Raw genomic sequence first — 26400 nt, 5'->3', positions numbered from 1 at the left:
CTCGTACGGGCCGGTGTCGGCGCGCTCGTATTGCTTTGGACCGGGAGCTGCACGCTGCGTGTGTGCACCTCCCGCATCCGCAGGGACGCGCCGGAGCCCGGCTTGTCGTTCGTCGGCAGCGCTGCCGGGGCTCAGGTCGGGCGTCGGCGGAGGTCCCCCGTCACGTGTACCGTCCGTCTGCCTCGTCTCAGCCCGTGATTCCGTACGGGAGTGGGGGTACGGCCGGCTACGGCCGTTGCCATGAGCGCAGGCGGTCGGCCACGTCGAAGACGGTGGTGCGGAGCATGCGGATGTCGGTGATGAGCTCGCGCCACTGCTCGTACGGTGCGTCCACTGTTCTGCCGGAGGCCTCGATGTAGGCGACGGTCACTCCGTACGCGAAGTACTCGTTGTACTCGGGGAGTGGCCGGAGGAGGACGAGTGCGTCGAGGAGGGCGGCGGCGCGCCAGTAGGCGTCGGGGTTGTCCACGACGAGACTGGGGGTGTTCACCCGGTGCCGGGCGACCGCGGCGACCATCGCCGAGTGATCGGCCACCTCCATGTCCTTGAACAGCGCTTCCTGACGCTCAAGCAGCCAGCGGTGGTCGATGTGCAGCTCCACTCACGCCGCCCGGGAGCCGGAGCCGGAACCGGCGCGGCCGGACGCCGGGCCGAAGTCGCGCTCGAACCCTTCTCGGAACCCAGAGCGCCGGACGGCCTCGTCGAACGCTCGCGCGGCACGGGCGAGGCCGGCTTCGTTCTCCTGTGCGGCGGTCAGCTCGGCGAGATAGGCGGGCAGGGTGAGTCCGCGTGCCGCGGCGAGAGCGGTGAGACGTTCGTGAACGTCGGTGTCGACCTCAAGGGTGGTGGTGTCCTGCATCCTTCGAGTATGCGCATCCGGCGGGCAGCGGGGGAGTGTTTCGTCGTCAGGTACCCGAGCGGGGGGTCGTAGGGAGTCGCCTGGTGGAGTGCTTGCATCTCTGGGCTACGCCGCCAGAAGCCTAGTTGTTGCGATTTGTCGAATTTCGAGAAAGTGCTCGGTTGTGGCTGACCCGGCGATTAGAGTGCCAGGTCACAGACTGCTCCCCGCACCCGCGGGGATGACCCCGGCAGCCGGACGCAGTGCTTCTCCAGCAGCCGCTGCTCCTCGCGCCCACGAGGATGACCCCTACGCGGGTCTTCAACTGCGGGACGAGCGGGCGGCGGCCAGCGGTGGCGCCGGCCGTGGCCCGCTTCGTCGCTCCCGCCCTCTTCCCGCGGCCGGTCCGGACCGTGGTGGTGGCCTTCTCCCAGGTGTCTTTGGGGCTGCGGGCCCGCTCGGCGCTCGCCCGTAGGGCCTCCAGCAGGTCCACGACGCCCGTGGGGGAGGCCGCGGGCTCGGCCTTCTCCGCATTCTCCCCTGCGGCCTTGGCCTCGATCAGCGCTCGCGCCTTCTCCTGGAAGGTGTCGTGGAAGGCTTCGGGATCCCGGTCAGTGGCGAGGGCGTCGACTAGCTGGTGAGCCATCTTCCCCTCGGGCGCGGTCGGCTCGGCCTCGCCGGGAACGCCGGGGACTTCCTGGTGGGGGTCGCGGAACTCGTCGGCCCAGTGCAGGGTGTGCAGGGTCAGCAGGTCGTCCGCGACCTTCAGGGCCACGAGGTACTCGCGGCCCGCGCATCACGAATGTGGCGATGCCGTCCTTGTTCGACTCTGCCAGGGCCCGCTGCAGCAGCGCGTACACCTTCCCGTACTGCTCGCACGTGGGGCCCGGGATACGCCCGGCCGGCGCGATGTCGTCGAGCTCCCCGGCTCGACGATCGGCGTCCGCGTCAGGGTGCGGTACTCCTCGGCGGGCGCAGAGTGCGGCGGCGGGTGATGAAGGCACGGTGGGCTTCGATCGCATCGGCGCGGTCGGCTCGCTGCGGATGGCGTCGGTGACGAAGATCCGGCGGGCGTAGGGGTGAACGCGACAGGCATCAGGGGTGCCACGGTTGTGGCAGGCTTCCATCCAGCAACTGAGAGGGGTGACGGTGATGTCGAGCGGCGCGGCGTCGGCGGACTCGCACTCGGACTGGGATCTGGACTGGGACCCGGACGAGCACGTGCGGTTCGCTCGCTACCGGAGGGCGTTCGAGGAGGTGGCACCGGCGGATGCAGCTGGCCTTGTCGCCCGAGTACTGACCGATCCCGACAAAGGGATGGCGAACAGTGCCGTCTGCGAGTACCTCGACAGACGGGCCGCTGAACTGCTCGCGGATCCCTGCTATCCCTCCTGGTACCTGGAGATGACCAGCGCCGTTGTGGTGGACGACTTCGCCACACGACGCCTCAACGAATGGACTTTGCTGCGGGTGATGACCCTGGGCGAGCCGTGGGACGCCGAGAGCCTGCTCGAGGCCTCCAACTGGCTACAGCTCCACACTGCCGAGAAGTCCTCGGCCATGACCGTGCTGGAGGTTTTGGCTGAGGGTGGCCGCACCCGCCGCATCCGTAACATCGCCCAGTCCCGGCTGTCGGCCGCTCAGAGGGCGGTGCCGGCCGGACCGGAACGCTGAGCCGCCGGCCCTTCAGCGCGAGCAAGCGCTCCTCGCCGTTCGGATCGGCATCATCGCCCGAGCCCGCCGACGGCAGGCAGCTCTGGTGCGCCACCAGTGCGGACGACGGGCCGGGGTGGCGGGCCGGGGTGGCGGACCGGGGTGGCGGACCGGGGCGGTGACGCGGGCGCGTCGGCGCGCGCCCGCGTCACCTCCAGGGTCAGGCTCGGGCCGATACTGCCTTACTGCCTTGCGTCGCAGTGGGGGACCTTGACCTGGTTGGCGATCTTGGCTGCCGAGACGTAGCCGAAGACGGTGGGGTTGTCGCTCGGGTACGCGTAGAACCCCTTCCCGTAGACGAAGAACCAGCGGTTGGTGCCGTTCGCCCAGGCGCCGTCCTTCCAGCAGGTCATGGTCACCGAGACATTGGCCCAGAGGGTGCCCTGGAGTGTTTGCGGAGCGGTGGGGGAGTTGTAGACGGGTGCGCGACTGGTCGTCTTGGGCGAGGCGGCCGATGCGGGGGTGGAGGCGGCCACGGCGAGGACGGCGCTGAACACGCCGGCCGCAGCCCATCGCCCCAGCAGCCGTGCGCGATTGCGCTTCATGTGATGGTTCCTTTCACGGTGACAGGGGGCCGGTCTCGGTTGCCGTCGACCCCTGCGGCAGGAGCCCGGCACCTCGACCGGGAATGCCTCGTCATCGTCGGCGATGGGGGCTCCGGTTCGGTAGACAATCTCCCATGACGGAATGCTTACGGCGCGGCGCTCACCACTTCGGCACAGGCATCGTGCTCAGCCGCCCGGAGAGCACGGTGACCTCGATCGCCAAGTGCCTCGGGCGTCTCCCGCAACACGATCTCCACGTACCTGCCCGAGCCGAAGGGCGGCGGCCGTCGGAGCGACCACGGACCCCCGCCGGACAGCGTCGTGTCACGGCGCCGCCCTCTTCCGGTTCTTCGTCGGCATGGCGGACGCCCCACGCCCCACCAAGCGCACCCCGGACGTCCGAACCCACGGTCCGCCGCGCCGGCCGTGCCCTGTGACCTCCGGGAGACGGTGGCGACGCCGCCGCGGCCGGGCCGTTCGCGCGAGGGCTCAATCAGCCTGGCCTCCCACCCGCGGGTCCACCGGTGTGAACACTCCGAGGCGGTCCTCGATCGCCTGGGCCGCGTCCAGGCACAGGTCCTCCCGAAACGCGCGTCCGACGATCTGCACTCCCACGGGGAGCCCGTCGACCACACCCGTCGGCACGGCCACACCGGGCACGCCCACAAAGCTGGTGACGCTGCACAGCCGCATTCCCGCACCGACCCGGTCCCGGCCCGCCCTGTCACGCGACTCCAGCCCCGGCTCGACCGGTGGCTCGGTGAACGACGGCCCGAGCAACAGCGGGTACGTGTCGAGGAATTCCGCCCACGAGCGGCGAATGCTCAGCCAGGTTCCCATCAGCTTCATGAGCTCGTCCGCGCTCACGGGCGGGGTCTGCTCCATCGCCGTCTCGATGTAGCGGCTCCCGCCCTCGCCGAGCAGCCCCCGCACCACCGGCCAGGTCGGGGCGAACTCGGTCACAGTGATCCGGCTGTAGGCCTCAAGAGCCTCGTCCAGCCGTGGTACGTCCGCTACCTCGCGCACGTCGTATCCGGCCTCGCGGAGTGCGTCGGCCGCGGTCTCGATGGCTCCACGCACCGTGGGGTGGACGCCGTGTCCGCCGGGGTCCGCCACGACCGCGACCTTCACCGGCCAGGGGAGTGCTTCGCCGTACGCGGGTACCGGTACGGCCCGTGGGTCTCGCGGATCGGTGCCGGCCAGCACCTCGTATGCCAGCCGTAGGTCGCCCACGCTCCGGGCCAGTGGGCCGTCGGTGACCAGTATCTGGGAGGCCAAGCCCGGGTCGTCCGGCCCGAGAACGCGGTGGTCCGCCGGAAACCGGCCCGTGGACGGCTTCAGCCCGGCTACGCCGCAGAACTGGGCCGGGATGCGCACCGATCCCCCGGAGTCGTTGCCGAGTCCGAGCGCCGCCATGCCCGTGGCCACGGCCACCGCATCGCCCCCGCTGGAGCCGCCCGGGGTGCGGCTGCTGTCCCACGGATTGACCGTGTCGCCGAACAGTTCGCTGCGCGTGTGCATCCCCGCCAGGATCAGGGTGGGAATGTTGCTGTGCCCGATGGGGATGGCCCCCGCCGCGCGCAGCCGACCCACCGGGGGCGCGTCCGCCGACGCCACCAGCTCGCGGAAGCGCGCCGTACCGAACGTGGTCGGTACGCCCTCGATGGGAGTGCTCTCCTTCACGGTGAACGGCACGCCCGCGAGCGGCCCCAGCATTTCACCGGCGGCCCGCCGGCGGTCTGTCCGTGCCGCGGCCTCGCGTGCGCGCTCCGTCAGGAGCTGGGTGACCGCGTTCACGTGTGGGTTGACCCCGGCGATGCGATCGAGGTGGCTGTCGACCAGTTCGACAGCCGAGATGTGTCCGCCGCGCACGGCCTGCGCCTGGTCGGCGGCCGGCATCTTCCACAGGGCGTCCTGCAGTTGCATGGCCTTTCCTTCCTCCCCTACGTACCGATGCACCTGCATCGGAACCGTCGCCGTCACCGTACCCTGGTACCGATGCGGGCGCATCACATAAAGTGCGCTGCGAAGCAGAGTGCCGTGAGAGCGTGGATGCAGGGAGGCGATCGGGCATGCCCAGGCAGGTGGATCACGTGAGCCGACGCCGCCTCATCGCCGAGGCCGTCTGTCACCTCGCCGACGAACGCGGGCTTGAGGGCGTGACCCTTCGCGACGTCGCCGCCCAGGCGCAGGTGTCCATGGGCGCCGTTCAGCGGTGCTTCCGCACCAAGGAAGAGATGCTCGTATTCGCTCTCGGGTACATCGGCGAGCGGATCGGCGAACGCGTACAGGCCCGCCTCGTCAGAAGCCCGGCCCAGTCGGCCGGCACCGCACTGGGGCACGCGGCCACGGAGATCTCACTGCTCGGCGAAGAGCACCGCGCCGAGGCCAGGGTCTGGCTCGCCTTCGTCGCGCAGGCGGCTGTCAGCGAGGCGCTCGCCAAGACACTGGGGGCGAATTACGCAGCCCTGCAGGAGGCGTTCACCCGCCTCATCTCGGAAGCCGGTGAGGGTGCCGACGGCGTCATGCCTCTGGATCCACAACGCGAGGCCCGCACCCTCCTCGCCCTTGCGGACGGCCTCACCACGCACGTCCTCATCGGCCACCTCACCCCGCAGGAGGCACACGACGTCCTTCACGCACATCTGGGCGGCCTCTGGGAGCGGCCGACGGCCGGCCGGGCCTCCTCGCGTTCGTGAAGACCGGACCACGTCGGGCACCTGGCGCCTGCTACCTTGCCGGGGACCCTGAGTCTCCCAACCTGTACCGCCTCGAGCAAACGCCACCGGCCGACCCCGCACCAAAATGATCTTTGGCTACGAACGTCTCGCCGGAGCCGGCCTGAGCGCTGTACCTGACCACTGGGCGGTCCGGCCGTAGCCGCCGCTGTCATTGGCTCCGCGTACGGTCATGCACATGGACGATCAGAGCCCCCCCTTGTCATCGCTGGACGCTTTCGAGAGCTGGGAGCCCGTGCTGCGGCTCACGCTGGGCGACGACACGGAACGGCGTACCGCTCGGCCCGCCCGTGTGGCAGGGCGCATCAGCCAACACGGGTGGAGCCTTGCCCATCGTGGAGCGATGTCGTCGACAGCGCGGATCGCGGTGGAGGGCATACAGAGGGCTCTTGCACGCGGCAGAGTTCAGGAAATCGCGTTCAGGGCGGAGGTCCGACCGGAAGGAAGGACCATGCTCGGCCTGGTCTGGCCCAGCCCGGCTGTGGAACCGGCCGTCGGCTACCCGGACCTGGGGGTACTTGTCCTGGCCGACGGCTGGCTTCCCGAGCCCTGGCTCCGCCGCCCCCATCCGGTGCCCGGAGCGATGCCGGCCCCCTCGGCCGATCTCGAGCTGCTGGAGCGCACGCTCCGCGAATGGTTGCCCGACGCCGTCGGCGCGACGGAAGAGGAGATCGCCGCCGCCGAAGCCCGCCTTGATGTCACCCTGCCCGAGGAGTTCAAGGTGCTCTACCGGGTGACGCGGGTGGACGCGGGCGACGACTTCGGCGACGACTTCGAGGAGGCGGAGCTCGCCGGCGAGGCGGTCGGCTGCGAGCTCTCCGGCCTGGAGCACCTGTACGCCGTCGACGGAGCGGTCCGTTACCCCGGCTGGGACGTCAGCTCGACGCAAGCGGCCTGCACCGAGCCCGACGCCGCGGTGCAGGGCCTGGCCGGCTCGCCGGGGTGGATCTGCTTCGGGACCAACGGCGGCGACGAGTTCGCAGTCGACCTGACCCCCGGCCCGGCCGGGCACCTCGGACAGATCATCCTGGTCGATCACGAGCAGAGCCTCGGCGCCGAGCTCGTGGCCGACTCCCTTACCGATTTCGTGCTGGGCCGGATGCGGGAGGAACGCCGTAACCGCGTCGGCTACGAGCTTCTGGCCGTGGCCAGGGTCGGCACCGGACGCCTCGAAACCATCCAGGCCGCCGTCCATCCCGCCCTGGAAGTCCTGTCCATCGACCACTGGGCCGGTGCACCGCTCAGCCTCGCGCCGGTCGCCGGACTGCCCCGCCTGCGCGCGCTCAGCGCCTCGCCGGGCACACTGGCCGACCCCCTGGAGGCCGCCGGACTCACCGGACTGGAGTTCCTGGAACTCGGCGCGCAGGAATGGCGCGTCCTCCTGGACGCCGGAGCCGTCCCGCGCACCCTGAAAGCCGCAGCCGTCAAGGTCCACGACCAAGATCACCTGCCCGTCGTGGCCCTCGCCAACGAGATCCTGGCCCTCTGGGACCGGCCCCAGATCGTACAGACGCTCCTTGAGGGAGACCTCGGCCCCGCGGCCTGACCGGAGGAACCGGCCGGACCGGCAGAACAGCCCGGGTGAGCACACCGGGTGCGAGTGCCGCGGGGCTTCACGGAAAGATCGCCGGGCGGGCGACGTCGCTGCCTGCGGTTCGGCCGTGCCGGTGGGGTTTCTGACTGATGAGCAGGCCGAGGCGTACGGGACGTTCACCGAGGTGCCCACGCGGCCGGAGCTGGAGCGGTTCTTCTTCCTCGATGAAGACGACCGCGATCTGATCTCGCTGAGGCGTACGGACGCGCACCGGTTGGGCATGGCCGTGCAGATCTGCACGGTCTGCTGCATCGGCCGGTTGCTTGGCGAGGACCCGCTCGCGGTGCCGTGGGAGGTCGTGGAGTGCCTGGCCGGGCCTCGGCACCGCCGACGCCTCGTGCGTGAAGCGGCACCCGGAGCGGCGCAGGACGCCGTACGAGGAAGCTGACGAGATGGTCGCGACCGACAACACCTCGTACCCCGACATGGCCTTCGGCCTGTGAAAGATGCTCGGTTACCGCTTCGCCCCGCGCTTTCGTGACCTCGCCGACCAGAGGTTCTGGCGCGCGGACCTGCCCGACGGCGTGGCGCAGGCCGCCGGGTACGGGCCGTTGGAGGCCGTCGCCTGCAACAAGGCGAACCTCAAGCGCATCGCAAGCAACAGTCGCAACCCGCCCGGACCGCTGAGTTCATCCGCGATCCGGGGCCGACGATCTTCAGCAAACGATGGCGAGCTCAAGCGGTCAGCGCATCACCGCTGTTCAGGAGGTCAGCGTAGACCTCTGCCGGAGTGCGATAGCCATGGGTCCTGCGCGGACGGTGCTTGAGCTCGTGGGCGATGGCGTCCAGATCGGCTTGGCTGAACGTGCGGAGGTCCGCGCCCTTGGGCAGGTACTGCCGAAGCAGCCGGTTGGTGTTCTCGTTGGTGCCGCGCTGCCACGGCTGCGCGGCGTGCAGAGGTAGATCGGCATCCCGGTCTCGGCTGTGATGGCCTGGTGCTCGGCCATCTCCCGGCCCCGGTCCCAGGTGAGCGTTCGCCGCAGCTGGGGCGGGATGCCGAGGAGACTCCTGGTGAGGTGGGGAGTGACCTGCTCAGCCGGCACGGGCCTGCGGGTCGACCCGCGCTTCGACGGGGCCACCGAGGCCGCCGTCAAGCAATGGCAGAAGTCCCTGAACCGCGGGCCCACCGGCACCGTCGGCAAGGGGGACGTCGTCTTCCAGCCCGACCGGGTCACGGTCGTTTCCGCGGACGCGGCCCTCGCCGACCGGGTCGGCCCCGACAAGGCGGTCCTCACCGTCGCCTCCACCAACCCGGTCGTACGGGCCCGGCTGGACCAGGGCGACGTGGCCCTGACGGAGAAGGGCACCAAGGTCGAGATCACCCTGCCCAGCGGGCGGACCGAGTCCCGGCAAGGTGACCGGCACTGCCAGGGCGGAACCGGCCTCGGGCGGCGACGCCGCCGCGTCCGCCCAGGACGGCATCACCGTCGATGTCACCCTGGACGCCGGCAGGTCGGCGCTCTCGGGCGAGGACACCCGCGCCACCGCCAGCGCGAAGTTCGTCAGCGCCGGCCGCCAGGGCGTCCTGACCGTACCCGTCGAAGCGGTCGTCGCGCTGCGCGGCGAGGGCGGCGGCTACGGCCTGCAGCTCGTCCAGGGCGCCACCGCCACGGTGGTCCGCGTCGAGACCGGCACATGACCGTCGACGGAAGGATCGAGGTGAGCGGGCCCGCACTGCACGAGGGCATGAAGGTGGGGGTGGCCAAGCAGTGAGTGCCATGGCACGGCCCCGGGCCGAGGCGGTGTGCCGCGAGACGACCGACACAGCCGCCCCCGTGGTCGAACTCCGCGACGCGACCAAGACCTACCCCGGCGGCGTCCACGCTCTGCGCGGCGTGGACCTGACCGTCCGCGCGGGCGAACTCGTCGCGATCGTCGGACCCTCCGGACCGGGGAAGTCCACGATGCTGAACGTCATCGGCACCCTCGACAAGCCGACCACCGGCACCGTCCGGATCGCCGGCCACGACGTGAACGCGCTGTCCGACGCCCAGCTCTCACTTCCACCTGGCCGCGGGCCGGGACGCCGTCGACAACGTCGCGGACGGCCTGCTGTACGCGGGCGCCACCCCCGGGAGCGCCGCGCCCGGGCCCGCACCGCCCTCGAGCGCGTCCGGCCGGGCCACCGGCTCGACCACCGCCCGCACAAGCTGTCCGGCGGGGAGAAGCAGCGCATCGCGATCGCCCGCGCCCTCGTGGGCGAACCGGACCTGCTCCTGGCGGACGAGCCGACCGGAGCCCTGGACACCGCGACCGGCGAGGTCGTCATGGAGCTGCTGCGCGAGCTGAACGAGGCCGGGACCACCCTCTGCGTCATCACGCACGACAACGACATCGCCGACTCCCTGCCCCGCCGGGTCCGCTTCCGCGACGGCGAAGTGGTCGCCGACTCCCGTACAGGGCAGGTGGCGCCATGAACGCCGACCGCAGCGGTACGACGACTGCGCGGGCCAGGGCGCTGAAGCCGGCCCGGCTCTCCGCCCGGGACGTCCTGGCTGTCGGGGCGGTCGGCCTGCGGGCCCGGCGCGCCCGGGTCGTCCTGTCCGCCCTCGGGATCGCGATCGGCATCGCCACGATGGTTGCCGTGGTCGGGCTGTCCACCTCCAGCCGGGCCGATCTGATGGACCGGCTCGACCGCCTGGGCACCAACCTGCTCACCGCCGAGGCCGGCAAGGACGCCCTCGGGCAGGAGGTGAAGCTGCCGAACAACGCGGTCGCCATGGTGCAGCGCATCGGGCTCGTCCGGCACGCCACCGCCACCGCGACCGCGGACGTCGACGCCCGTATCCGCCGCAGCGACGTCGTCCCCGAGGAGCAGGCCGCCGGGGTCACCCTCCAGGCCGTCCGGCCCGACCTGCTCGGCGCCCTCAACGCCGAGATGGCCGAGGGGGTCTGGCTCGACGGTGCGGGCGAGCACCTCCCGGTGACCGTGCTGGGTACCGTCGTGGCGGAGCGCCTGGGCATCACCGGGCCCGGCGAGAAGATCATGATGAACGACGAGTACGTGGTGGTCGTCGGCATCCTCGAGCCCATCGAGCCGGTGCCCAACCTGGACCGGGTCGCCATGGGTCGGCTTCCCCGCCGCCGAGCGGTACTTCGCCTTCGACGGCCACCCCTCCACCGTCTTCGAATGCTCCTCGGACGCTTCCGTGGAGGACGTACGGGCCGTTCTCGCCCGCACCGTGAACCCGGGCGCCGAGGGCTCGGTCAAGGTCTCCCGCCCCTCCGACACCCTCGCGGCGAAGGCCGCCACCGACAAGGGCCTCACCACCCTCATGCTCGGCCTCGGCGCCGTTGCGCTCCTCGTCGGCGGGGTCGGCGTGGCCAACACCATGGTCGTCTCGGTTCTGGAACGCCGCCAGGAGATCGGCCTGCGGCGCGCGTTCGGAGCGAGGCGGAACGCCGTCCGACTCCAGTTCCTCATGGAATCGCTCCTGTTGTCCGGCCTCGGTGGCGTGGCGGGAGCGGCACTGGGCGCCGTAGCGACGTGCGCCTTCGCGCTCGTCCAGGGCTGGACCGCGGTCGTACCGCTCTGGTCCCTGACGGGCGGCTTCGCCGCCACCCTCGCCATCGGCGCGATCGCCGGCCTCTACCCCGCGGTCCGCGCGTCCCGCCTCCACCCGACGGTCGCCCTGAGCGCGCCGTGACCCGGCTCGTGCGGACCGGGGCCATCGCCGGGTACGAACGGCCCGGATTGCGACGGGCGGGTCCGACTGACGTGAACGCAGCGTGCCGTGAGAGCCGCGGCCCGCGGGCCGCGGCTCCCGGCTGTCGGCCGGCGGGATCAGCGGTCCTCGCAGAGCTCCGCGACGATCTCCATACCGAGGGCGTACCCGGGCGCACCCGACGTGATCAGGGCGGTCTCGGCCACCCCGACCAGCTCTGCGAGGGTGGCACCGGCGTGCAGCGCGCCCCGGGCGTGCAGCCGGGCGGCGTCGCCGCGGCCGAGCGCCAGCAACTGTCCGACGTGCACCAGCCGCTGCACCCGGTCGCCCAGCGGGCTGTCGTGCAGCACGATGTGACGCAGGGCCAGGAGCGCCTGCTCGGTGCCCAGCCGCCCGAACGCCCCGGCCACCCGCAGCCGCTCCTCCGCGCCCCTCGGTACCGTCCCGAACGTCACCCGGAACCGGCTCCGCAGCGCCTCCATCGCCTCGTCGGCCTCGTCGGCCTCGTCGGCCTCGTCCGCCTCGCCGCCCATCAGGCGACCCGCGCCATCGACGCCCGTACGGCTGTTAGCGCGCCCTCGGGGAAGTCCACCGCCCCGCCGATCGCCGCCGCGGCGAGCTCCGCCTCCGCGCTCTCCTCGATCGCCATCACCAGGTTCGCCGTGGCGGTCAGGTCAGGGCCGAACGCCAACAGGCCGTGGTTGGCCAGCAGAACCGCCCGCGTCGTCGGGTTCTCTGCCAGAACCCGGGTGATGCTGCGCACCGACACGTCCGAACCACGCGGCCCCCAGGCCACCACCGGCACGGCCTCGGCCTGCCCGAAGCGCAGCAGCGGCTCGGTGCGGCACGGCAGCGGCCGGTGGGCCACCGCGAAGGCCGTCGCGGCGGGCGAATGGGTGTGGATCACCGCGCCCACCGCGGGACGCGCACGGTAGACCACCGCGTGCATCGCGACGATCTCGGCGCTGGAGGACTGCAGGCTCCCCTCCAGCGCCCGCCCGTCCCGGTGCACGGTCGCCACCTGCCCGGGCAGGAGGCCGCGTACGGAACCGGGGGTCAGCAGCATCCGCTCGTCGTCGAGCCGTGCGCTGAGGTTGGCGTGCCCCGAGTGCGACATCACCCCCGCCTCGAACAGCTGCCGCGCGGACTCCGCGATCCGGCGTGCCAGGTCTTGTGCTTCGGACATGGTCGTCCTCCTCATCGGTCGCTCGGTGACCGCTCGCCGGTCACCGAGTCGCGTGAGAGCAACCAAACAACTTGAACTAAGGTTTAAGTCAACCGCCGGAGCGAAAGAGGGTCGGCATGCTGATGACGATCGGCCACCTGGCCGAGCTCACCGGGGTACCGGCCTCGGCCATCCGGTACTGGGAACGCCACGGCCTCCTGCCCCAGCCCGAACGCCACAGCGGCCAGCGCCGCTACCCGACGGAGGCGGCCGAACGCATCACCCTGCTCCGCAAGTGCCAGCAGGCCGGCCTCACGCTGGCCGAGATCTCCGACTTCCAGCAGGACAAGCCCCTTCGCGAGGCCATGATCCGCGCCAAGATCGCCGAGGTCGAGCAGCGCAGGATCGACCTCGACCACGCCCACCAGTTCCTCACGCACGCCCTGCAGTGCAGCAAGCCGGACATCATCGACTGCCCGACCTTCAGGAAGGAGATGGAAGCCTGGTAGGGCATGGCTGCCATGGCGCCGGGATTCGGCCGTATCGGCCGCAGGCGAAGGCCGCCGTGGAGGCCGAGTGGATGCTGCCCAAGGCCGAGGCCGAGGCCGGCGCACCGCCTTCGCGGGAAGCTCACGCCAGTCACGGCGGTCCATGCGCCCTGAGTTCCCGCTCGCCGGTCATCCGATCGCGGGGCCCCGCACGGCTGCCCGCGATCTTCAGCGCCAGACTCTGCACAGGCATCGCACAGGCATCGCACAGGCGTTGCACCGGCAGTGCACGCGTCAGACGGTCGGTGGCACGGCAGGAGCGGCCGGCGCCCGTTCGATACGGAGCGCATCGCCTCGATGCCCTGCGTGGACATCGTCGCCACCGTGGCCGCCTGTAGCGCCACCGAACGCACGTCGTTGGCGCGCATCGCGGCGATCTGCGCGAGCTGCGCCGACACCCGGGCCTCGACCTCGTCGTCGATGAAGTAGGCGAGCGGGAGGCCGAAGAAGTCGCCCAGCGCCGCAGCGTTCCCACGTCGGGTTGGGGGCCTTGCCCTTGGCCAGGGCCCGCGGCTTCCTTGATCCCGTCGACGACCTCCTGGAGCGTGAAACGCCTGCCCAGCGGCTGTACATACGTGAAGAGGTACTCGATACATACGTGAAGAGGTACTCGATCCGTCGGCCGAGCAGGTCGGCTTCCAGGCGGGGGTCCCAGTCGGCGTCGAGGACCGCCATCCAGCGGGCCGTCGCGTCCAGTGCCGCGGGGCGGACCGCGAACCGCACTTCGCGTCCGGCGCGGCGGCCCGATACCAGGCCGGCGGCGTCCAGCACCGCCAGGTGTTTGACCACCCTCTCGGCCGGAAAGGGCGGGGCGGGCGTTTAATCGGATGTAGGTGCAGCGCGGAGTTGTTAGGTTCGACGTGTGCCGAAGCTGAATCAGATCATCGCAGTCGAAAAGGGCGTCAAGTCCAAGGCTCTCCAGGAACTCACCCAGGCCCACCAGGACGTGCAGAAGCCCGCCCTGCTGGCCGGCATCTCCCGGACCTATCAGCCCAAGGACGAGGAGGGCGAGCAACTGCCGCCCGAGTCCACGCGGGTGCAGATCAAGGCCGAGGACGCCCTGCGGGCGACCGCCGGGACGCTGACGCGGCTCTTCGACGTGACCGCAACGAAGGACTGGGCGAACCGGTCCGCGGTCGCGGACGTGGTGGTCGACGGTACGGTGCTGTTGCCCCAGGTGCCCGTCCCCTACCTGTTGTTCCTGGAGAAGCAACTCACCGACCTGCACACCTTTGTGCGCAAGCTGCCGGTGCTTGATGCCTCCGAGTCGTGGAACCTGGATCCCTCGACGGACTCGTGGAAGACAGACCCGGTGCGGACCATCCGCACGAAGAAGGTTCCGCGCAACCACGTGAAGGCCGAGGCCACGGAGAAGCACCCGGCGCAGGTCGAGGTGTACTACGAGGACGTCCCGGTCGGTTACTGGACCACGGTGAAGTTCTCCGGCGCGCTGCCCGCCCGGCGGGTCAATGAGCTCCTCGACCGTGTCGAGAAGCTCCAGCAGTCCGTCAAGTTCGCCCGCGAGGAGGCGAACAACACCGAGGTCACCGACCAGCGGGTCGGCGACGCGGTATTCGGCTACCTCTTTCGGTAGCCCCCACATACGCCCTCCGTCGCGAGCGGAGGGTGCGCGATGAGCGCAAGCTGAAACTGATGTTGAAGCTGATAAAGGGGTGTCAGTTGGGGGTTCGAATCCCTCCCTCCGCACCACATGCGGGGGTGGCCCAAGCCCGGCAGAGGCGGCCCCGTAAAACTCAGATTCTCGCTCCAGTCTCAGTATTCGCCGCCGAACACCGGATCGACCGAGCGTGGGCGAACATCGATGGATGGGGGTTCAAGTCCCCTCGGCGCCTCTCTCGTGGCGCTGTAGTTCAAAGGCAGAACACGTCGATCTCAACATGACCCGCGGTTCTTAAACGCCGCCGGTGTGCGCAAATGGGTGGCAAGCTGGAGCCCGGGAGCTGGACATGCTCCCGGGCTCCGTCACGTTCCGGCCCACTGCCAGTGCTCTGACCGGGAAGGTTCGCCCTCGACGGACCGGCCGTGGGCTCCGGCGTCTGGCCGGCCAGCTGGTCACGCACCAGGCGCGCGGTGAAGGTGGCAGCCTCTGCGGGATCGGCCGTCTCCATGACGACGCGGCCTTCACTGACCGGATGGACCACGACCAGGTATGCGTGGGGATCAGCGAGCATGGCCGGGAACGGTTCCTGGCCCATTCCTCCCGGGTGTCTGACGCGGACACGTTGAGCTGGTCCATTGAGAACCAGGGATACATGCTGCGCAGCATGGGCTGGCTCATTGCGGCCTGCAGCAACAATGCCGTGGCGCGGTTGGTGGCTCTGGATTCTCGGGGTGAGTTGGCCACGGAGTACGTGCGTGCGGTCGCTGAGGCTGCTGCGGCGGGTGATCTGGGTTCGGCGCCTTCTCGCGATCTGGGTGCGGATACGGGCTCTCTTGTCGTTGCGTCCGTTGTTCGGACTGCGCTTTGAGCGCGCATTCGGGTCGGATTTCGGAAGGGGGGAGCCCAGGCGGTACCACGGGAGGACCCGTTGGGCCGCAGGGCCGGCTGCTGCGCGTGATAGGAAGCACGTCAGCCGGATGCGCCGCCCTCTCTCACTGCGACGGCGCTTCCCGCAGGTCGTGCGCCGACCTACCCGCGGCCGTCGGGACTGCGTATCCGTGAGGATGCCGGAGGCGTCGCAGCGACCTTCCCGGGACGGCGCGGCGGGGGAGGGATACGCCCCGACGCCCCGACGCCTGCGCACCGCGGGGGCCGGCCGGTTCCCCCTGCATTCCGGGGAACCGGCCGGCCTTCACCGTCTGTGGGATGGGTGTACGGGAGGGTCAGTTGATGGACTGGAATGGCGCCCCAGCCGCCGGTGCCGACCTGGATGCTCGGGCCGTCGATCGGTCCGCCGTGGCAGAGCAGGGCTTGACCGAAGGTTTGCAGCATCAGGCTGCACCGCCGAAGCACCACGTGAGACATTCTCTCAGCCTGGAATGCGGATTTCGCTGACGAGTTGCTTGTGTATCGAGTTCAGTGACTTCTCATTCTCTGCATCGGCAACGGTCTGGACCATGATGAAGTGGGATTCGTCGGCGATGTAGCGATAGGCGCCGATTTTACTGTCAGGACCGCCCTCCTTGGCAGAAAGGCGGAGGTCGAGAGCCGGATGGCCATCGAATTTGGTCTCTCGCATGGTGGACTTAATTGCGATGTCGCCAGATTCCTTGCGGAAAGCGCTGGTTGATCCCTCGGCCGCCGCATGGAGGTCACTCATCTTCGGGGTTTCCTGGACATCGCAGACGGTGAAGAGCACAAGCACATGCGTGTCGCTCGTTGCGGCCGAGTAGTCCCGGCAGGGCGACTCGCCCAATTCAATGGCCTTGATATCGCCGGGAAGCCGGGCGGTGATGCCACTCGGGGGATCGGTGACCTTCGCCCAATCCACGGCGGGAATGCCGATTCCGGCTGCCATCGTGGGCGCATCGGCGCGGTGTGGCGTCACTGCGGCCATCGACGCGCCGCTGGGTATCAGTACACCTCCTGCAGCCAGGGCTACCGAGGAGCCGTACATCAGCAGGCGCTGCGACGTAGAGCGAACGTGCCAGCGGACGGATACCACAAATCCAGAATTCACCCGAGCGGCCTCACTGGCAAGCTGGATTGGCTGCGTGGCTTTGAGGCCACGCCAAGGAGTCCACTGTGCGAACAAGCCACCCGGCTCCCTCGTACGGCCCCCTCCGGGCTGCGGCTCATGCCGAGACCACCGGATGCTGGACGGGATCCCCGCTGTGCCCGCGAGCGGCCGAGGAGGCACGTTGACATCTCTGGCCCGGATCCCACTGGAGGGCGGGGGATCGGTACTGGTGGAGACGGCAGTCGGCAGCGAGGGGCCGGTGAAAGCCGGTCGCATCGGGGACGCCATTCGTGAGGTACCACAGACCTTGCAAGAAGCCCTGGAGCCGGTCACCCAGGTCGCGCAGGCAGCCCTCGAACAGCTGCGCAAGGCCCGTCCCGACCAGATCACCGTCGAGTTCGGCGTGGACCTCGCCGTCGAGGCCGGCGCGGTCATCACCAAGAGCAAGGCGAACTGCCATCTGACGGTGTCCGTGTCCTGGGGGAAGGACGATGGCTAGCAGCGGGAACGGGGCGGAAGACGGCACGCCGTCGGACCTGCCCACAGCGGTGGCGCAGATTCTCGGCGCGGACGGAGAGGTGGCGGGTGCGGGCTTCCTGGTGACCCAGGATGTCCTGGTCACGTGTGCGCACGTGGTCCGGGCGGCCGGATCCGGGCCGGGCGATTGGCTGCGGGTGACCTTCCCCCGTGTGGCCGGTGCGGACGGACTGGAGGGACGCGTAGAGGAGTGGCATGCACCCGAGGTCGAGGACGTCGCCTTCATCCGGCTGCGCGAAACACCACCGAGTACGCGGGTGCTGTCACTGGGCTCCGCCGAGGGATGCGGCGGCCACCGTGTCCGGTCGTTCGGCTTTCCGGCCCAGGCACAGCAGGACGGGCACCTCGGCTTCGGCACGGTGGGTGATCTGCTGCCCGCCTCCCAGAGCGCGAACACGCTCCTCCAGCTGACCGAAGCCAACGATCTCACGACCGGTTTCAGCGGCGGACCCGTCCTGGACGAGATGACCGGCCTGGTCGTCGGCATGGTCACCGAGATCACGGCCCCCGACGTGTTCGCGCGCGGGCAGAACATTGCGTACGCCACCCCGACCGAGGTCCTGCGAGAGATCCGCCCGGAGATGGCGGCACAGGACGTCTGCCCCTACCGGGGTCTGCAGCCCTTCACCGCGGAGCACGCCCAGTGGTTCCGGGGGCGTGGCGAGGCGGTACGGCACGTGCTGGCGAACCTGGCCTCGGGGCGGCGGCTGACGCTGCTGCTGGGGCCGTCCGGCTCAGGCAAGTCGTCGTTGGTCCAGGCCGGCGTGCTGCAGGCGTTGAGCGAGGGGCAGGTGCCGGGGAGCGACCGGTGGCTGCCGGTGTTGGCTCGGCCCCGGCAGGACCTGCCGACGGAGATCGAGCGAGCCGGACTGCCGGGGGCAGCGAGTGTCGGGATCTGCGCTGCGGTCGCCGACAAGCTGGCGAGCGAGCCCGAGCACCAACGCGTCCTGTTGGTCATCGACCAGTTCGAAGAGCTCCTGGTTCCGGGCGCCGACGGCCGGCCCCGGGACTTCCTGGCCGTGATCGACGACATGACCGCGGCGGCCGGCGAGCACGGCCCGCTCAGCCTGATTCTGGTCATGCGCGACGACTTCTACCACCAACTGGCCGCTCTCGCCCCGAAGCTGCTGGCCGCAGCGACGCCCGGTCTCCTCAACGTGCCCGGCGAGCTGAGTACGGACGACCTCCACGCCATCATCGTGGAGCCCGCGCGGGCCGTAGGACTCCGCTTCCAACCGGGTCTGCCCGAGCAGATCATCAGCGACATCCTGGCGAGCAGCCCCGAAGGGACCGCGCACCGCCAGGCTCCGGTCACCGTGCTGCCGCTGCTGGAGTTGGCGCTCGACCAGCTGTGGCGCAGGCGGAAGGACGGCTTCCTGACCCACGAGGCATACCGACGCATCGGAGGGGTCACCGGAAGCCTGACCACGTGGTGCGACAGCGCACTGGGGCAGTTGTCTGCCGGTCAACAGGACATCGCGAGGCGCGTCCTCACCTCGCTGGTGCGTCCCGCAGACCGCAGTCGTCGTATTCCCCCCGTCCGCGCTCAGGTGCCCCTCGACGAGCTGCGCAACCTGGCGGTCGGCCCGGACAGGTTGCCGGACAGGTTGCCGGACGGGTTGCCGGACACATCGCCGGACGGCTCACCGGATGGCGATGCCGATGCCGATGCCGACGCCGTCATCGCCACTCTCGCCCGCCATCGCATCATCACCACACAGAGGTTTCGCGATCCCCAACACCCCGACGCGCCTGCGGGTGAGCCGGTCGCGGAGCTGATCCATGACGCGCTCATCCGTGACTGGGGAGCACTGCGGGAGTGGGTGCGCCTGGATCACGAGTTCCTTGCCTGGCTCGACCGCACGCGTGTACGCCAGGCACGCTGGGCCGAGAGGCGCGATCCGGGCGACCTCCTCGCGGGGACGGCGCTGGCGGAAGGCGTGGACTGGTCCCGGTCCCGGCAATGGGGCTTGCCGGACGACATCGCGGCGTTTGTTTCCGCCAGCCGGGAACGCCAAGAGGCGGTCGCTCGGCGGCGCAAACGCCTCATCACTGTGCTGGCCACGCTGCTGGTGCTGGCGCTGCTGGCCGGTGCGGGGGCGTTGTGGCAGTGGCGGACGGCCGTCGAGCAACGGCAGGCTGCGCTGTCCCGACAGCTGGCCGCCCAGTCGGACACGATCAGCAAGACGAACCCCGAACTTGCTTCACTCCTGGCTGTCCAGGCCGACCGGACGAGCCCCACCTCCGAAGCCCTGCACAGCCTTCGGACCGCCGCCTCCCTCCCTCTGCAGCGCCGGTTGTCCGGGCATGACCAGGCGGTGGACGCCGTTGCCTTCAGCCCCGACGGCAAGACCCTCGCCACCGGGAGTTTCGACAACACGGCACGGCTGTGGGACGTGGCCACCGGCAAGACCCGCCACACCCTGAAGGGACACACCGATCAGGTGTATACCGTGGCGTTCAGTCCAGACGGCAGTCTTCTCGCGACCGGCGGCCGGGACGCGGACGTGTGGTTGTGGAAGGTGGCAACCGGCGAGCGTTTCGCCACCCTGTCGGGCCACGAAAGCGGGGTGACCTCGGTGGCGTTCGCACCCGATGGGAAGACCCTCGCGGCCTCCAGCCACGACACCGTGCACCTGTGGGACCTGGAGGCCCGAAAGGCGGGTGCCGTCCTCAGGGGACACACGAACCTCGTGACCTCGGTGGCCTTCAGCCGGGACGGCAAGACCCTCGCCACCGGCAGCGGCGACAACACCGCACGGCTGTGGGACGTGGAGACCGGCGGGACCCGCCGCATCCTGGACCAACACGCCGCGCCCGTGAACGCGGTGGCGTTCAGACCGGACGGCAAGGCCCTCGCCACCGCCTTCAACGACGCCGTCGTTCTGGTGTGGGACGTGGACACCGGCAAGTCGGGCCCCGAAATCGTCACCGTCACCGAATCGGTGGTGTTCAGCCCCGACGGCAGAACTCTGGCCACTGGCGGCAGCGGCTACCAGGGGGACTACTCCGTGACACTCTGGGACCCGAGCACCGCCGCACCGATTTCGTCCCTGACCGGGCACAGCGACCAGGTGCTTCGTACGGCGTTCAGCCCGGACGGCAAGACCCTCGCAAGCGTCGGCCGCGACCACACCGTGCGGCTGTGGGACGTGAACCGCACGCAGGCGGGCACCACACTGACAGGGCACACGGATCTGGTCTCGTCCGTGGCGTTCAGCCGGGACGGCAAGACCGTCTCCACGGGCAGCGCCGACCACACCGCGCGGCTGTGGGATGTGGGCACGGGCAAGTCCCGCCCGCCGCTGCGCGGACACTCCGACCAGGTGAGCGCAGTGACGTTCAGCCCCGACGGCGCAACCCTCGCCACGGCCGGCTTCGACGCGACGGCGCGGCTCTGGGACGTGGAGAAGGGCACCACACGCCACATCCTGGAGGGACACGAGGGCACGGTGAACGGGGTGGCCTTCAGTCCCGACGGCGAGACCGTGGCCACCGCCGGCTCCGACCGGACGGTTCGGCTGTGGGACGCGGAAACCGGCACGATCCGCCGCATTCTGCAGGGACACACCGACCACGTGCTCGCGGTCGCCTACAGCCCGGACGGCAAGAAGCTCGCCAGCGGCGGCTATGACTACACGGCCCGGCTGTGGGACGTGGACACAGGCCGCCCCCTTCACACGCTGCGGGGGCACAACGGCCGCGTCAGGTCGGTGGCATTCAGTCCGGACGGCAAGACCCTCGCCACCGGCAGTGGCGACCAGACGGCCCGGCTGTGGGACACGGACCGGGGCAAGACCCGCACCACCTTGCTCGGACACACTCAGGAGGTCTACTCCGTGGCGTTCCACCCCCGCGACAGCGTCCTCGCCACGGCCAGCAGCGACCACACGGCCCGGCTGTGGGACAGCCGCTCGGGCAAAGCCACCTTCACGCTGACCGGCCACACCCTTCCGGTGGCCGGTGTGGCCTTCAGCCCCGACGGCCACAGGCTCGCCACCGCCGGCCTGGACTTCACCGCGCGGCTGTGGGCGGTGGATCTTCCCCGGCCCGCCGCGGCGATCGAGAAGATCTGCCGTGCCGTGAACCGCGACCTGACCTCGCAGGAACGGGCCGCCTATCTGCCAGGGCCATCAGAAGGCTCCGTCTGCCCACTCCGTCACTGAGAGAACGTCTCGCGTGGTGCTTCGGTGGTGCAGCACGATGCTGCACCGTGAGGGGCAGGTCCACCAGGCCCACGCCAGCGGGCGGCCGGCGGATCGCAGGCCCCGGCGGCGGCCTCGGGCGCGTACGCCAGTGGCCCGGGCGCCCGAAGCCGGGTCTGTGGGGCGGGCCGGTACACCGAAACCCACACGCCCCGGCCCCGGACGACCGCTCCGCTCGAAGAACCGACGGCCCACCACCCGCTACGAGGTCGGACGCGTCCTCGCCACCGGCGAGGCATACACCCGACCCACCTGAGCGGGGAACTTGGTACTCCTGGTTCAGGTGCGGACCATAGAGGCGTGGATACGGGCGATGGCCCGCATCACCTCGTCGCGGTTCTTGGCTCGCTGCATCCATACGGGCAGGCGGGCCAGTACGGTCATCCTTCGGCCTGGCTCGTGCCAGGGAATCCCTTCGCGTAGCGGCGCCTGTACGAATCGTCCGATCAGGTCCAGGTGTTCCAGGTTGTATGCCCATACCCACCCGTGGCGAGTCTCGATCTGCAGCCACAGACGGATGTCGAAGTACGGGTCTGCGGCCGGTTTGTGCGGGTCCCGGTGCAAGGCCACACGTCCACGGATCCATTCCTTCGCCGTCCCGCAGCCCCGGCAGACGAGACGCCTTGGCGCGAAGAGGCCTTGGTCGTGCACTCCGGCCAGGTCCGGTGCCGTCTCGACGTGCGCGACCTGCTCGCAGCCGGGGCAGCGCACCAAAACGGAGGCGAGGAAGTCGTACCCCGTGCTGCGTGGGTCTCGGAACCGTTGATGGGTGGAGATCGGACTCATCGGACCAGTATCGAGCCAAGCGCCGAACCTCCTACGGGTCAGGTCTCAAGCCGAGAGTCGTCGCGTAATCCCGTGCGGCTGAGGGTCAGGCTGTGTCCGGGGCGGTACCGATGGCGCCGGCCGAGCGAAGCGAACGCCCGAGGTCTCCGGTGAGGATGCGGGGGTGTCGCCGCCACCACCACAGGTCGGGGCCGGGGAGCCTGTGGAACCGGTCGAGTGCGATGCCGTCGTCGTCGATGGTCGCGGCCTTGTACCGGTCGTCCAGATCTTTGATCTGCGGGGTCCAGAGCTGAACGATGTGGTCGTCCAGCAGGAGCCACGCCTCGTGCAGCCAGTTCCGGCAGGAGAGGTCATTGGTGTACTCGTAGACGTCGTCGGCGTAGCCGCGCTCGACGGCGCTCACCAGGGCGGCCCACGCGTTCACCCTTTCGGCGACTGTGAATGCCGTTCGCCAGCCGCGCTGGTGCAACAGTTCTCCGACCTCGGTTTCCGTAGCCACGGGTGGAGGTTCTCATGCCGAATCCGTCCGGGAGACTGAGATGTGTCCAGCCAGAGGCAGGCGGGCGGGCCCCGCAGCGTGATCCAGATGAGACGATCTTGCCGTGGCTGGTGTGATCACGGCGTCGGAGCCGTCCTGGACAGCGCCGTTCACCAGGCTGAGCCCGCGGCAGTTCGCCCCGTTTGTTCGGGGTCTCGAAATGGACGGCATCCTGGTCGGGCACACGCGGACACGGTGGGCGCGATCAACGTTCTACGGGCCGGGCCGGGCCGGTCCGTCGCGAAGCCGCACCGGCATAGCAAGAAGCCCCCTCAATTGTGAGGGGGAGGAGTCACCGCAGCGCAGTCCCACTACGCTCCCGCCACCCGACGAACGGCCAGGTCAGACAGCGAGATCCTGCTGGAGTACCAGCCAGGAGACCCCAGTCGGCTGCTCCCGCGGGCCAGTCGGGCCCTGGTCAGATCGTGACCGGGCCGTGGGCGGTGGCGAACTCGACCGAGACCAGGCCCGGTTCCTCATCCTCGACCCAGGTGACGTCGATCTGGTCGAGGGGATGGTCGGCCGGTTCGCCGAGGAATTCGGCGATGGAGGCGGCGTCGCCGGCGATGGAGAGCCCGTGGATGGTGGTGGAGGTGCGCGGGTCGGCACTCGGGCGCTCCTCGGCGGGGACCAACCACTGGAGGAAGTAGGGCAGTTGCGGGTCCTCCAGCAGTTCCAGCAGGCCGATCTGCTTCCACCTCAGGTCGAACCCGTCGGGGCGGACACGGTGGCCCTCGGCCGAGGTCCGGCCGAGGCGGGCCTCGACCGGGGCCATGTCCTCGACGGAGACCACCCAACCGAGCCAGCCGCCGCCCTCGGCGGCGCGGCGCGCGACCGCCTGGCCGAAGGGTGCGCGGTCGGCGGCGGGGTGGTCGAGTGTGGTGACGACCTCGACATAGGTGCCGCCGCTCAGCGGGAGAATAAAATTACGGGTGCCGAATCGCGGGTGCACGCCCCCGTCGACGAAACCGGCGCCGAGCGCCGATCCGATCCACTGGACGGTCGAGACGAAGCTGTCGCGGGCCACCGCATAGGACACGTGATCAAGTCGCACTGCGCCATCATCACCCGACAACCCGCACAAATCCCGACACCACGCTCGCCGCCCCGGCCGCATCCGCCGTGGATTCAGCCGTGGAGCGGATCGATCTTCGCCACCCCGGCGGGGGAGTCCCGGCCGAAGTGAACCGGACGCCCGGGGGCCGGCGGCCACCTGCGCCACCCACCACTCACCGGCCCCGGCCCCGTTCCACTGTGGAGATGAGCAGGAACTACTCAGTGCAGCAGGAAGGTGATCATTTACCGTCTTCGAGTGCTCTGTCCTCCAAATCTGGGAGTAGGCCGCCAATCAGCCGATAGGCGACGTCATGGACACGCGAGCTTCTTGCTGCTGAGCGGGTGGTTCGCAGCGAATGAACGGATCTCTGAGAGGGAAAGCGATGAGCGGCAAGAGTCTGACTCAAACTGAGGCTGAGGGGCGCGCGAGGCTGCTGACGGTCGAGCGGTATGACGTGGCCGTCGATCTTTCGGAGTTGATGACCGGTTCGCGGGTCCGGTGCGAATCGACGATCACCTTTACGTGTCACCGGCCCGGGGCCGAGACCTTTGTCGATTGTGCGGCGGCGGTTGAGAGCGCCACGCTCAACGGGGTCGCGCTGCGGTCGGCTGTTGAGGGCCGGATCGCGCTGACCGATCTTGCCGAACGCAACGTCCTCACGGTGGTCTCGGTGACGGAGTGCTCGGCCGATGGCCGGGGCGTGCACAAGGCGGTCGATCCCGCCGACGGCGAGACGTATGTCTACACCGACTTCAGCCCCGACTACGCCCGGTACGCGTTGGCCTGCTTCGATCAGCCGGACCTCAAGGCGCCGTGGGCGTTCACCGTGACCGCTCCTGCCGGCTGGCGGGTGCTGAGCAACAGCGGTGACCCGCAGATCGAAGACCTCGGCTCCGTGCGACGCTGGACCTTCCCGCCGACGCCGCCGCTGGCGGCGTACAACACTGTGATCCATGCGGGCCCGTACTACGAATTGCGTCGTCGCGGAGCTGGTCATGATCTTGGGCTCTTCGCCCGACAGTCGCTGGCTTCGATCCTGGACCGGGACGCCGACGAGCTGTTCACCCTGACCACTCAGGGGCTCGAGTTCTTCGCCGGCAAGTTCGGCATGCCGTTTCCGCAGCACAAGTACGACCAGGTCTTCGCGCCCGAGTTCCCCGGCGCGTTGGAGAACTTCGGCTGCGTCACCTGGATGGACTGGTTCCTGCGCAGGAGCGCGCCGACCAGGGCGGAGTGGGACATCTTCTCGCGGTACCTGCTGCACGAACTCGCGCACATGTGGTTCGGCAACATCGTCACAATGCGCTGGTGGGACGACCTGTGGCTGAACGAGGCGTTCGCGGAGTTCGCAAGCAATTGGGCCGCGGTGAGCGTGACGTCGTACACCGACGCCTGGACGGCACATCTGGCCGGCGAGAAAATCAGAGCCTATTTCATGGACCAGGGACCGACGTCGCACCCGATCCGCCAGCAGGTTCGCGACGTCTCCGAGGCGAAAGCGACATTCGACGCCATCACCTACCCCAAGGGTGCATCCGTACTGCACCAGCTGATGACGTACGTCGGCGAAGCAAACTTCTCCGCCGGTCTCACCAGCTACTTCGCCACGCATGCCTGGGGCAACACCACGCTGCATGACCTGATCGACGCGGTCGCCGACGCCAGCGGACGTGACCTGGACCAGTGGCGCATGGGATGGCTGGAAACAGCGGGCACCGACCGGCTGACTCTCGACCACGACGCAGACGGGTTCGCCCTGGTTGCTCAGGGCCCGGGTGGTCGGCCACGCCCGCATGTGCTTGCCGTCGGCGCCTACGAGCGTTCCGGGGACCGCCTTGAGCGCATTGCACTCGTCGAAGTCGAGGTAGCGGGCGAACGAACCCGGCTCGACCTACCGGCAGGAGCCGACCTGTATCTGGTCAACGATGAAGACCTGACCTTCGCCTCGACGAGACCTGACGCCACGACCAGAGACGCGTTCTTCCGTAACGCCGCCCGCCTGCCCACTGCGACCGCGCGGGGTGTCGCCGTCACCACGGCCTGGGACATGCTGATCAACGGCGAAGCGACAGCCGCCGAGGCCGTGCAGTGCCTGACCGGAGTGCTGCCTGTCGAGACGTCCGCGTCAGTGATCGAGCCGTATCTCAACCTGGCTGTCGAGGCCGCAGATCTGTGGAGCCCGAAGTCGCAGCGGGACGGGCTGCTGCGAGCCGTGGCTGCGGTGTGCCGCAGCCTCTCCGGCGTCGGCGCCTACCGCAAAGCGGCGTTGCGCGGCTTCGCCCGCACCGCGGCAGAACCGGAGGAGATTGCGTGGCTCCAGACCGAGGCCGGGAGCGACATCGATCTCCAGTGGCGAGCACTGGTTCGCAAGGCTCAGCTCGGAAGCCCGACCGCAGCCGAGGCACAGGCTCTGCTCGACCGCGACCCGGATCCCGACGCATGGATCAGCAGGCTCCAGGTCCGCGCGGCCACCCCGGACGCGGCCGAGAAGAAAGCAGTCTGGCAGACCCTGGCGACGGACCGCGCGGTGCCTCTCGCTTCGGTCCACTCAGTTGCGACGCTGTTCTGGAACGCCGGCCAGGACGACTTGCTCAGGCCCCACACGGAGGCCTACCTCGATCTCGTCGCAACCATCCACCGCAGCGGAACCCAGCCGGCGACGATCTACACCAAAACCCTTTTCCCGCTGTTCGGTATCGACCTGACTTTCGTGGAACGAGCGGAAGACCTGGCGGCACAGGCTATCCCGGTCGTCCGCACGAACCTCCTGGACCGGGCCGACCGGATGCGCCGCATACTGCGCTCCCGCGGCTGAAGGCTTGCGGCGCTG

23 protein-coding genes and 5 pseudogenes are annotated in these 26400 nt (G+C 69.7%); 16 read left to right on the top strand and 12 right to left on the bottom strand.

Annotation, left to right across the window (positions count from 1 at the left end; translation table 11 throughout):
* Positions 1-226: 226 nt before the first annotated feature.
* From DEJ50_RS00370 to DEJ50_RS00360, 3 genes are all read right to left on the bottom strand, one after another.
* Complete coding sequence (locus DEJ50_RS00370; RefSeq protein ID WP_150205391.1) at positions 227-601, bottom strand: toxin Doc; 375 nt, start codon at positions 599-601, stop codon at positions 227-229.
* The gene (locus DEJ50_RS00365; RefSeq protein ID WP_150205389.1) at positions 602-859 is read right to left on the bottom strand and encodes an antitoxin MazE7; all 258 of its coding nucleotides are present in this window, start codon (positions 857-859) and stop codon (positions 602-604) included. It lies immediately after the preceding gene.
* 121 nt (positions 860-980) lie between these two features.
* Positions 981-1613 carry a hypothetical protein gene (locus DEJ50_RS00360; protein WP_150205387.1) on the bottom strand — a complete coding sequence of 211 codons (633 nt, stop codon included), beginning with the start codon at positions 1611-1613 and terminating at the stop codon, positions 981-983.
* A gap of 377 nt (positions 1614-1990) precedes the next feature.
* Between DEJ50_RS00360 and DEJ50_RS00355 the strand changes: the two genes are divergently transcribed.
* Positions 1991-2512, top strand: coding sequence for a hypothetical protein (locus DEJ50_RS00355; protein ID WP_150205385.1), 522 nt, complete (start codon positions 1991-1993; stop codon positions 2510-2512).
* A gap of 221 nt (positions 2513-2733) precedes the next feature.
* Here DEJ50_RS00355 and DEJ50_RS00350 read toward each other — a convergent pair whose 3' ends face one another.
* Positions 2734-3096: a hypothetical protein gene (locus DEJ50_RS00350; protein ID WP_150205383.1), complete on the bottom strand. Its 363-nt coding sequence runs from the start codon at positions 3094-3096 to the stop codon at positions 2734-2736.
* A 489-nt stretch (positions 3097-3585) separates the two neighbouring features.
* Positions 3586-5022: an amidase gene (locus tag DEJ50_RS00345; protein ID WP_150205381.1), complete on the bottom strand. Its 1437-nt coding sequence runs from the start codon at positions 5020-5022 to the stop codon at positions 3586-3588.
* A gap of 146 nt (positions 5023-5168) precedes the next feature.
* On the opposite strand from DEJ50_RS00345, the gene DEJ50_RS00340 reads away from it, so the two are divergent.
* From DEJ50_RS00340 to DEJ50_RS00305, 7 genes and pseudogenes are all read left to right on the top strand, one after another.
* The gene (locus DEJ50_RS00340; protein WP_150205379.1) at positions 5169-5795 is read left to right on the top strand and encodes a TetR/AcrR family transcriptional regulator; all 627 of its coding nucleotides are present in this window, start codon (positions 5169-5171) and stop codon (positions 5793-5795) included.
* 217 nt (positions 5796-6012) lie between these two features.
* Positions 6013-7380: an SMI1/KNR4 family protein gene (locus DEJ50_RS00335; protein WP_150205377.1), complete on the top strand. Its 1368-nt coding sequence runs from the start codon at positions 6013-6015 to the stop codon at positions 7378-7380.
* Positions 7381-7495: 115 nt separating this feature from the next.
* Positions 7496-7823: pseudogene (locus DEJ50_RS33725) on the top strand (DUF4158 domain-containing protein); the annotation flags it as partial.
* Positions 7824-7874: 51 nt separating this feature from the next.
* Positions 7875-8195 carry a Tn3 family transposase gene (locus DEJ50_RS35515; RefSeq protein ID WP_150205374.1) on the top strand — a complete coding sequence of 107 codons (321 nt, stop codon included), beginning with the start codon at positions 7875-7877 and terminating at the stop codon, positions 8193-8195.
* A gap of 271 nt (positions 8196-8466) precedes the next feature.
* A pseudogene (locus DEJ50_RS00315) lies at positions 8467-9141 on the top strand (peptidoglycan-binding protein); the annotation flags it as partial.
* Positions 9142-9146: 5 nt separating this feature from the next.
* On the top strand, positions 9147-9845 hold the full coding sequence (locus DEJ50_RS00310; protein ID WP_150205372.1) for an ABC transporter ATP-binding protein: 699 nt from the start codon (positions 9147-9149) through the stop codon (positions 9843-9845).
* Positions 9842-11075, top strand: a pseudogene (locus DEJ50_RS00305) (ABC transporter permease). The gene DEJ50_RS00310 and the pseudogene DEJ50_RS00305 overlap by 4 nt, the downstream one beginning before the upstream one ends.
* A gap of 137 nt (positions 11076-11212) precedes the next feature.
* Here the strand turns inward: DEJ50_RS00305 and DEJ50_RS00300 are convergent.
* Together DEJ50_RS00300 and DEJ50_RS00295 are read right to left on the bottom strand one after the other, a co-directional pair.
* Positions 11213-11626 carry a carboxymuconolactone decarboxylase family protein gene (locus DEJ50_RS00300; protein ID WP_150205370.1) on the bottom strand — a complete coding sequence of 138 codons (414 nt, stop codon included), beginning with the start codon at positions 11624-11626 and terminating at the stop codon, positions 11213-11215.
* Positions 11626-12279: a class II aldolase/adducin family protein gene (locus DEJ50_RS00295; RefSeq protein ID WP_223837488.1), complete on the bottom strand. Its 654-nt coding sequence runs from the start codon at positions 12277-12279 to the stop codon at positions 11626-11628. Before DEJ50_RS00295 ends, DEJ50_RS00300 begins: the two co-directional genes overlap by 1 nt.
* Before the next feature lie 116 nt (positions 12280-12395).
* On the opposite strand from DEJ50_RS00295, the gene DEJ50_RS00290 reads away from it, so the two are divergent.
* Positions 12396-12767, top strand: coding sequence for a MerR family transcriptional regulator (locus DEJ50_RS00290; protein WP_150205366.1), 372 nt, complete (start codon positions 12396-12398; stop codon positions 12765-12767).
* 345 nt (positions 12768-13112) lie between these two features.
* Complete coding sequence (locus DEJ50_RS35100) at positions 13113-13235, top strand: hypothetical protein (RefSeq protein WP_263399235.1); 123 nt, start codon at positions 13113-13115, stop codon at positions 13233-13235.
* 210 nt (positions 13236-13445) lie between these two features.
* Here the strand turns inward: DEJ50_RS35100 and DEJ50_RS34290 are convergent.
* Positions 13446-13598, bottom strand: a pseudogene (locus DEJ50_RS34290) (transcriptional regulator); the annotation flags it as partial.
* A gap of 70 nt (positions 13599-13668) precedes the next feature.
* Between DEJ50_RS34290 and DEJ50_RS00275 the strand changes: the two are divergent.
* The gene (locus DEJ50_RS00275; RefSeq protein WP_006376607.1) at positions 13669-14400 is read left to right on the top strand and encodes a hypothetical protein; all 732 of its coding nucleotides are present in this window, start codon (positions 13669-13671) and stop codon (positions 14398-14400) included.
* 559 nt (positions 14401-14959) lie between these two features.
* Positions 14960-15295, top strand: a complete 336-nt coding sequence (locus tag DEJ50_RS00270; protein WP_150205364.1) for a hypothetical protein — start codon at positions 14960-14962, stop codon at positions 15293-15295.
* A 501-nt stretch (positions 15296-15796) separates the two neighbouring features.
* Here DEJ50_RS00270 and DEJ50_RS00265 read toward each other — a convergent pair.
* Entirely contained in the window at positions 15797-16522 is a 726-nt protein-coding gene (locus DEJ50_RS00265; protein WP_150205362.1) for a hypothetical protein, read from the bottom strand.
* A 106-nt stretch (positions 16523-16628) separates the two neighbouring features.
* On the opposite strand from DEJ50_RS00265, the gene DEJ50_RS00260 reads away from it, so the two are divergent.
* Both DEJ50_RS00260 and DEJ50_RS00255 read left to right on the top strand, forming a co-directional pair.
* Positions 16629-16946 (top strand): CU044_2847 family protein, encoded by a 318-nt coding sequence (locus tag DEJ50_RS00260; protein WP_150205360.1) that lies wholly within the window; start codon positions 16629-16631, stop codon positions 16944-16946.
* Positions 16939-21150 (top strand): trypsin-like peptidase domain-containing protein, encoded by a 4212-nt coding sequence (locus DEJ50_RS00255; protein ID WP_150205358.1) that lies wholly within the window; start codon positions 16939-16941, stop codon positions 21148-21150. Before DEJ50_RS00260 ends, DEJ50_RS00255 begins: the two co-directional genes overlap by 8 nt.
* Positions 21151-21468: 318 nt before the next feature.
* Here the strand turns inward: DEJ50_RS00255 and DEJ50_RS00250 are convergent, their stop codons facing one another.
* Positions 21469-21975: a hypothetical protein gene (locus DEJ50_RS00250; protein ID WP_150205357.1), complete on the bottom strand. Its 507-nt coding sequence runs from the start codon at positions 21973-21975 to the stop codon at positions 21469-21471.
* Between the two features lie 85 nt (positions 21976-22060).
* Positions 22061-22474, bottom strand: a complete 414-nt coding sequence (locus DEJ50_RS00245; RefSeq protein WP_150205355.1) for a hypothetical protein — start codon at positions 22472-22474, stop codon at positions 22061-22063.
* Positions 22475-22577: 103 nt separating this feature from the next.
* On the opposite strand from DEJ50_RS00245, the pseudogene DEJ50_RS35510 reads away from it, so the two are divergent.
* Positions 22578-22682 (top strand): annotated as a pseudogene (locus DEJ50_RS35510) (IS5/IS1182 family transposase); the annotation flags it as partial.
* A gap of 249 nt (positions 22683-22931) precedes the next feature.
* Here DEJ50_RS35510 and DEJ50_RS00240 read toward each other — a convergent pair.
* Positions 22932-23567 (bottom strand): VOC family protein, encoded by a 636-nt coding sequence (locus DEJ50_RS00240; protein WP_150205353.1) that lies wholly within the window; start codon positions 23565-23567, stop codon positions 22932-22934.
* Between the two features lie 385 nt (positions 23568-23952).
* On the opposite strand from DEJ50_RS00240, the gene pepN reads away from it, so the two are divergent.
* A complete protein-coding gene (gene pepN, locus DEJ50_RS00235; protein ID WP_150205351.1) occupies positions 23953-26385 on the top strand; it encodes an aminopeptidase N in 2433 nt (810 codons plus the stop codon).
* The last annotated feature ends 15 nt before the right edge of the window (positions 26386-26400 follow it).

Source organism: Streptomyces venezuelae, assembly GCF_008642295.1.
Classification (GTDB): Bacteria; Actinomycetota; Actinomycetes; order Streptomycetales; family Streptomycetaceae; genus Streptomyces; species Streptomyces venezuelae_C.
The sequence above is the reverse complement of the archived record's forward strand: the minus strand, read 5'-3'. Positions and strand labels throughout refer to the sequence as shown.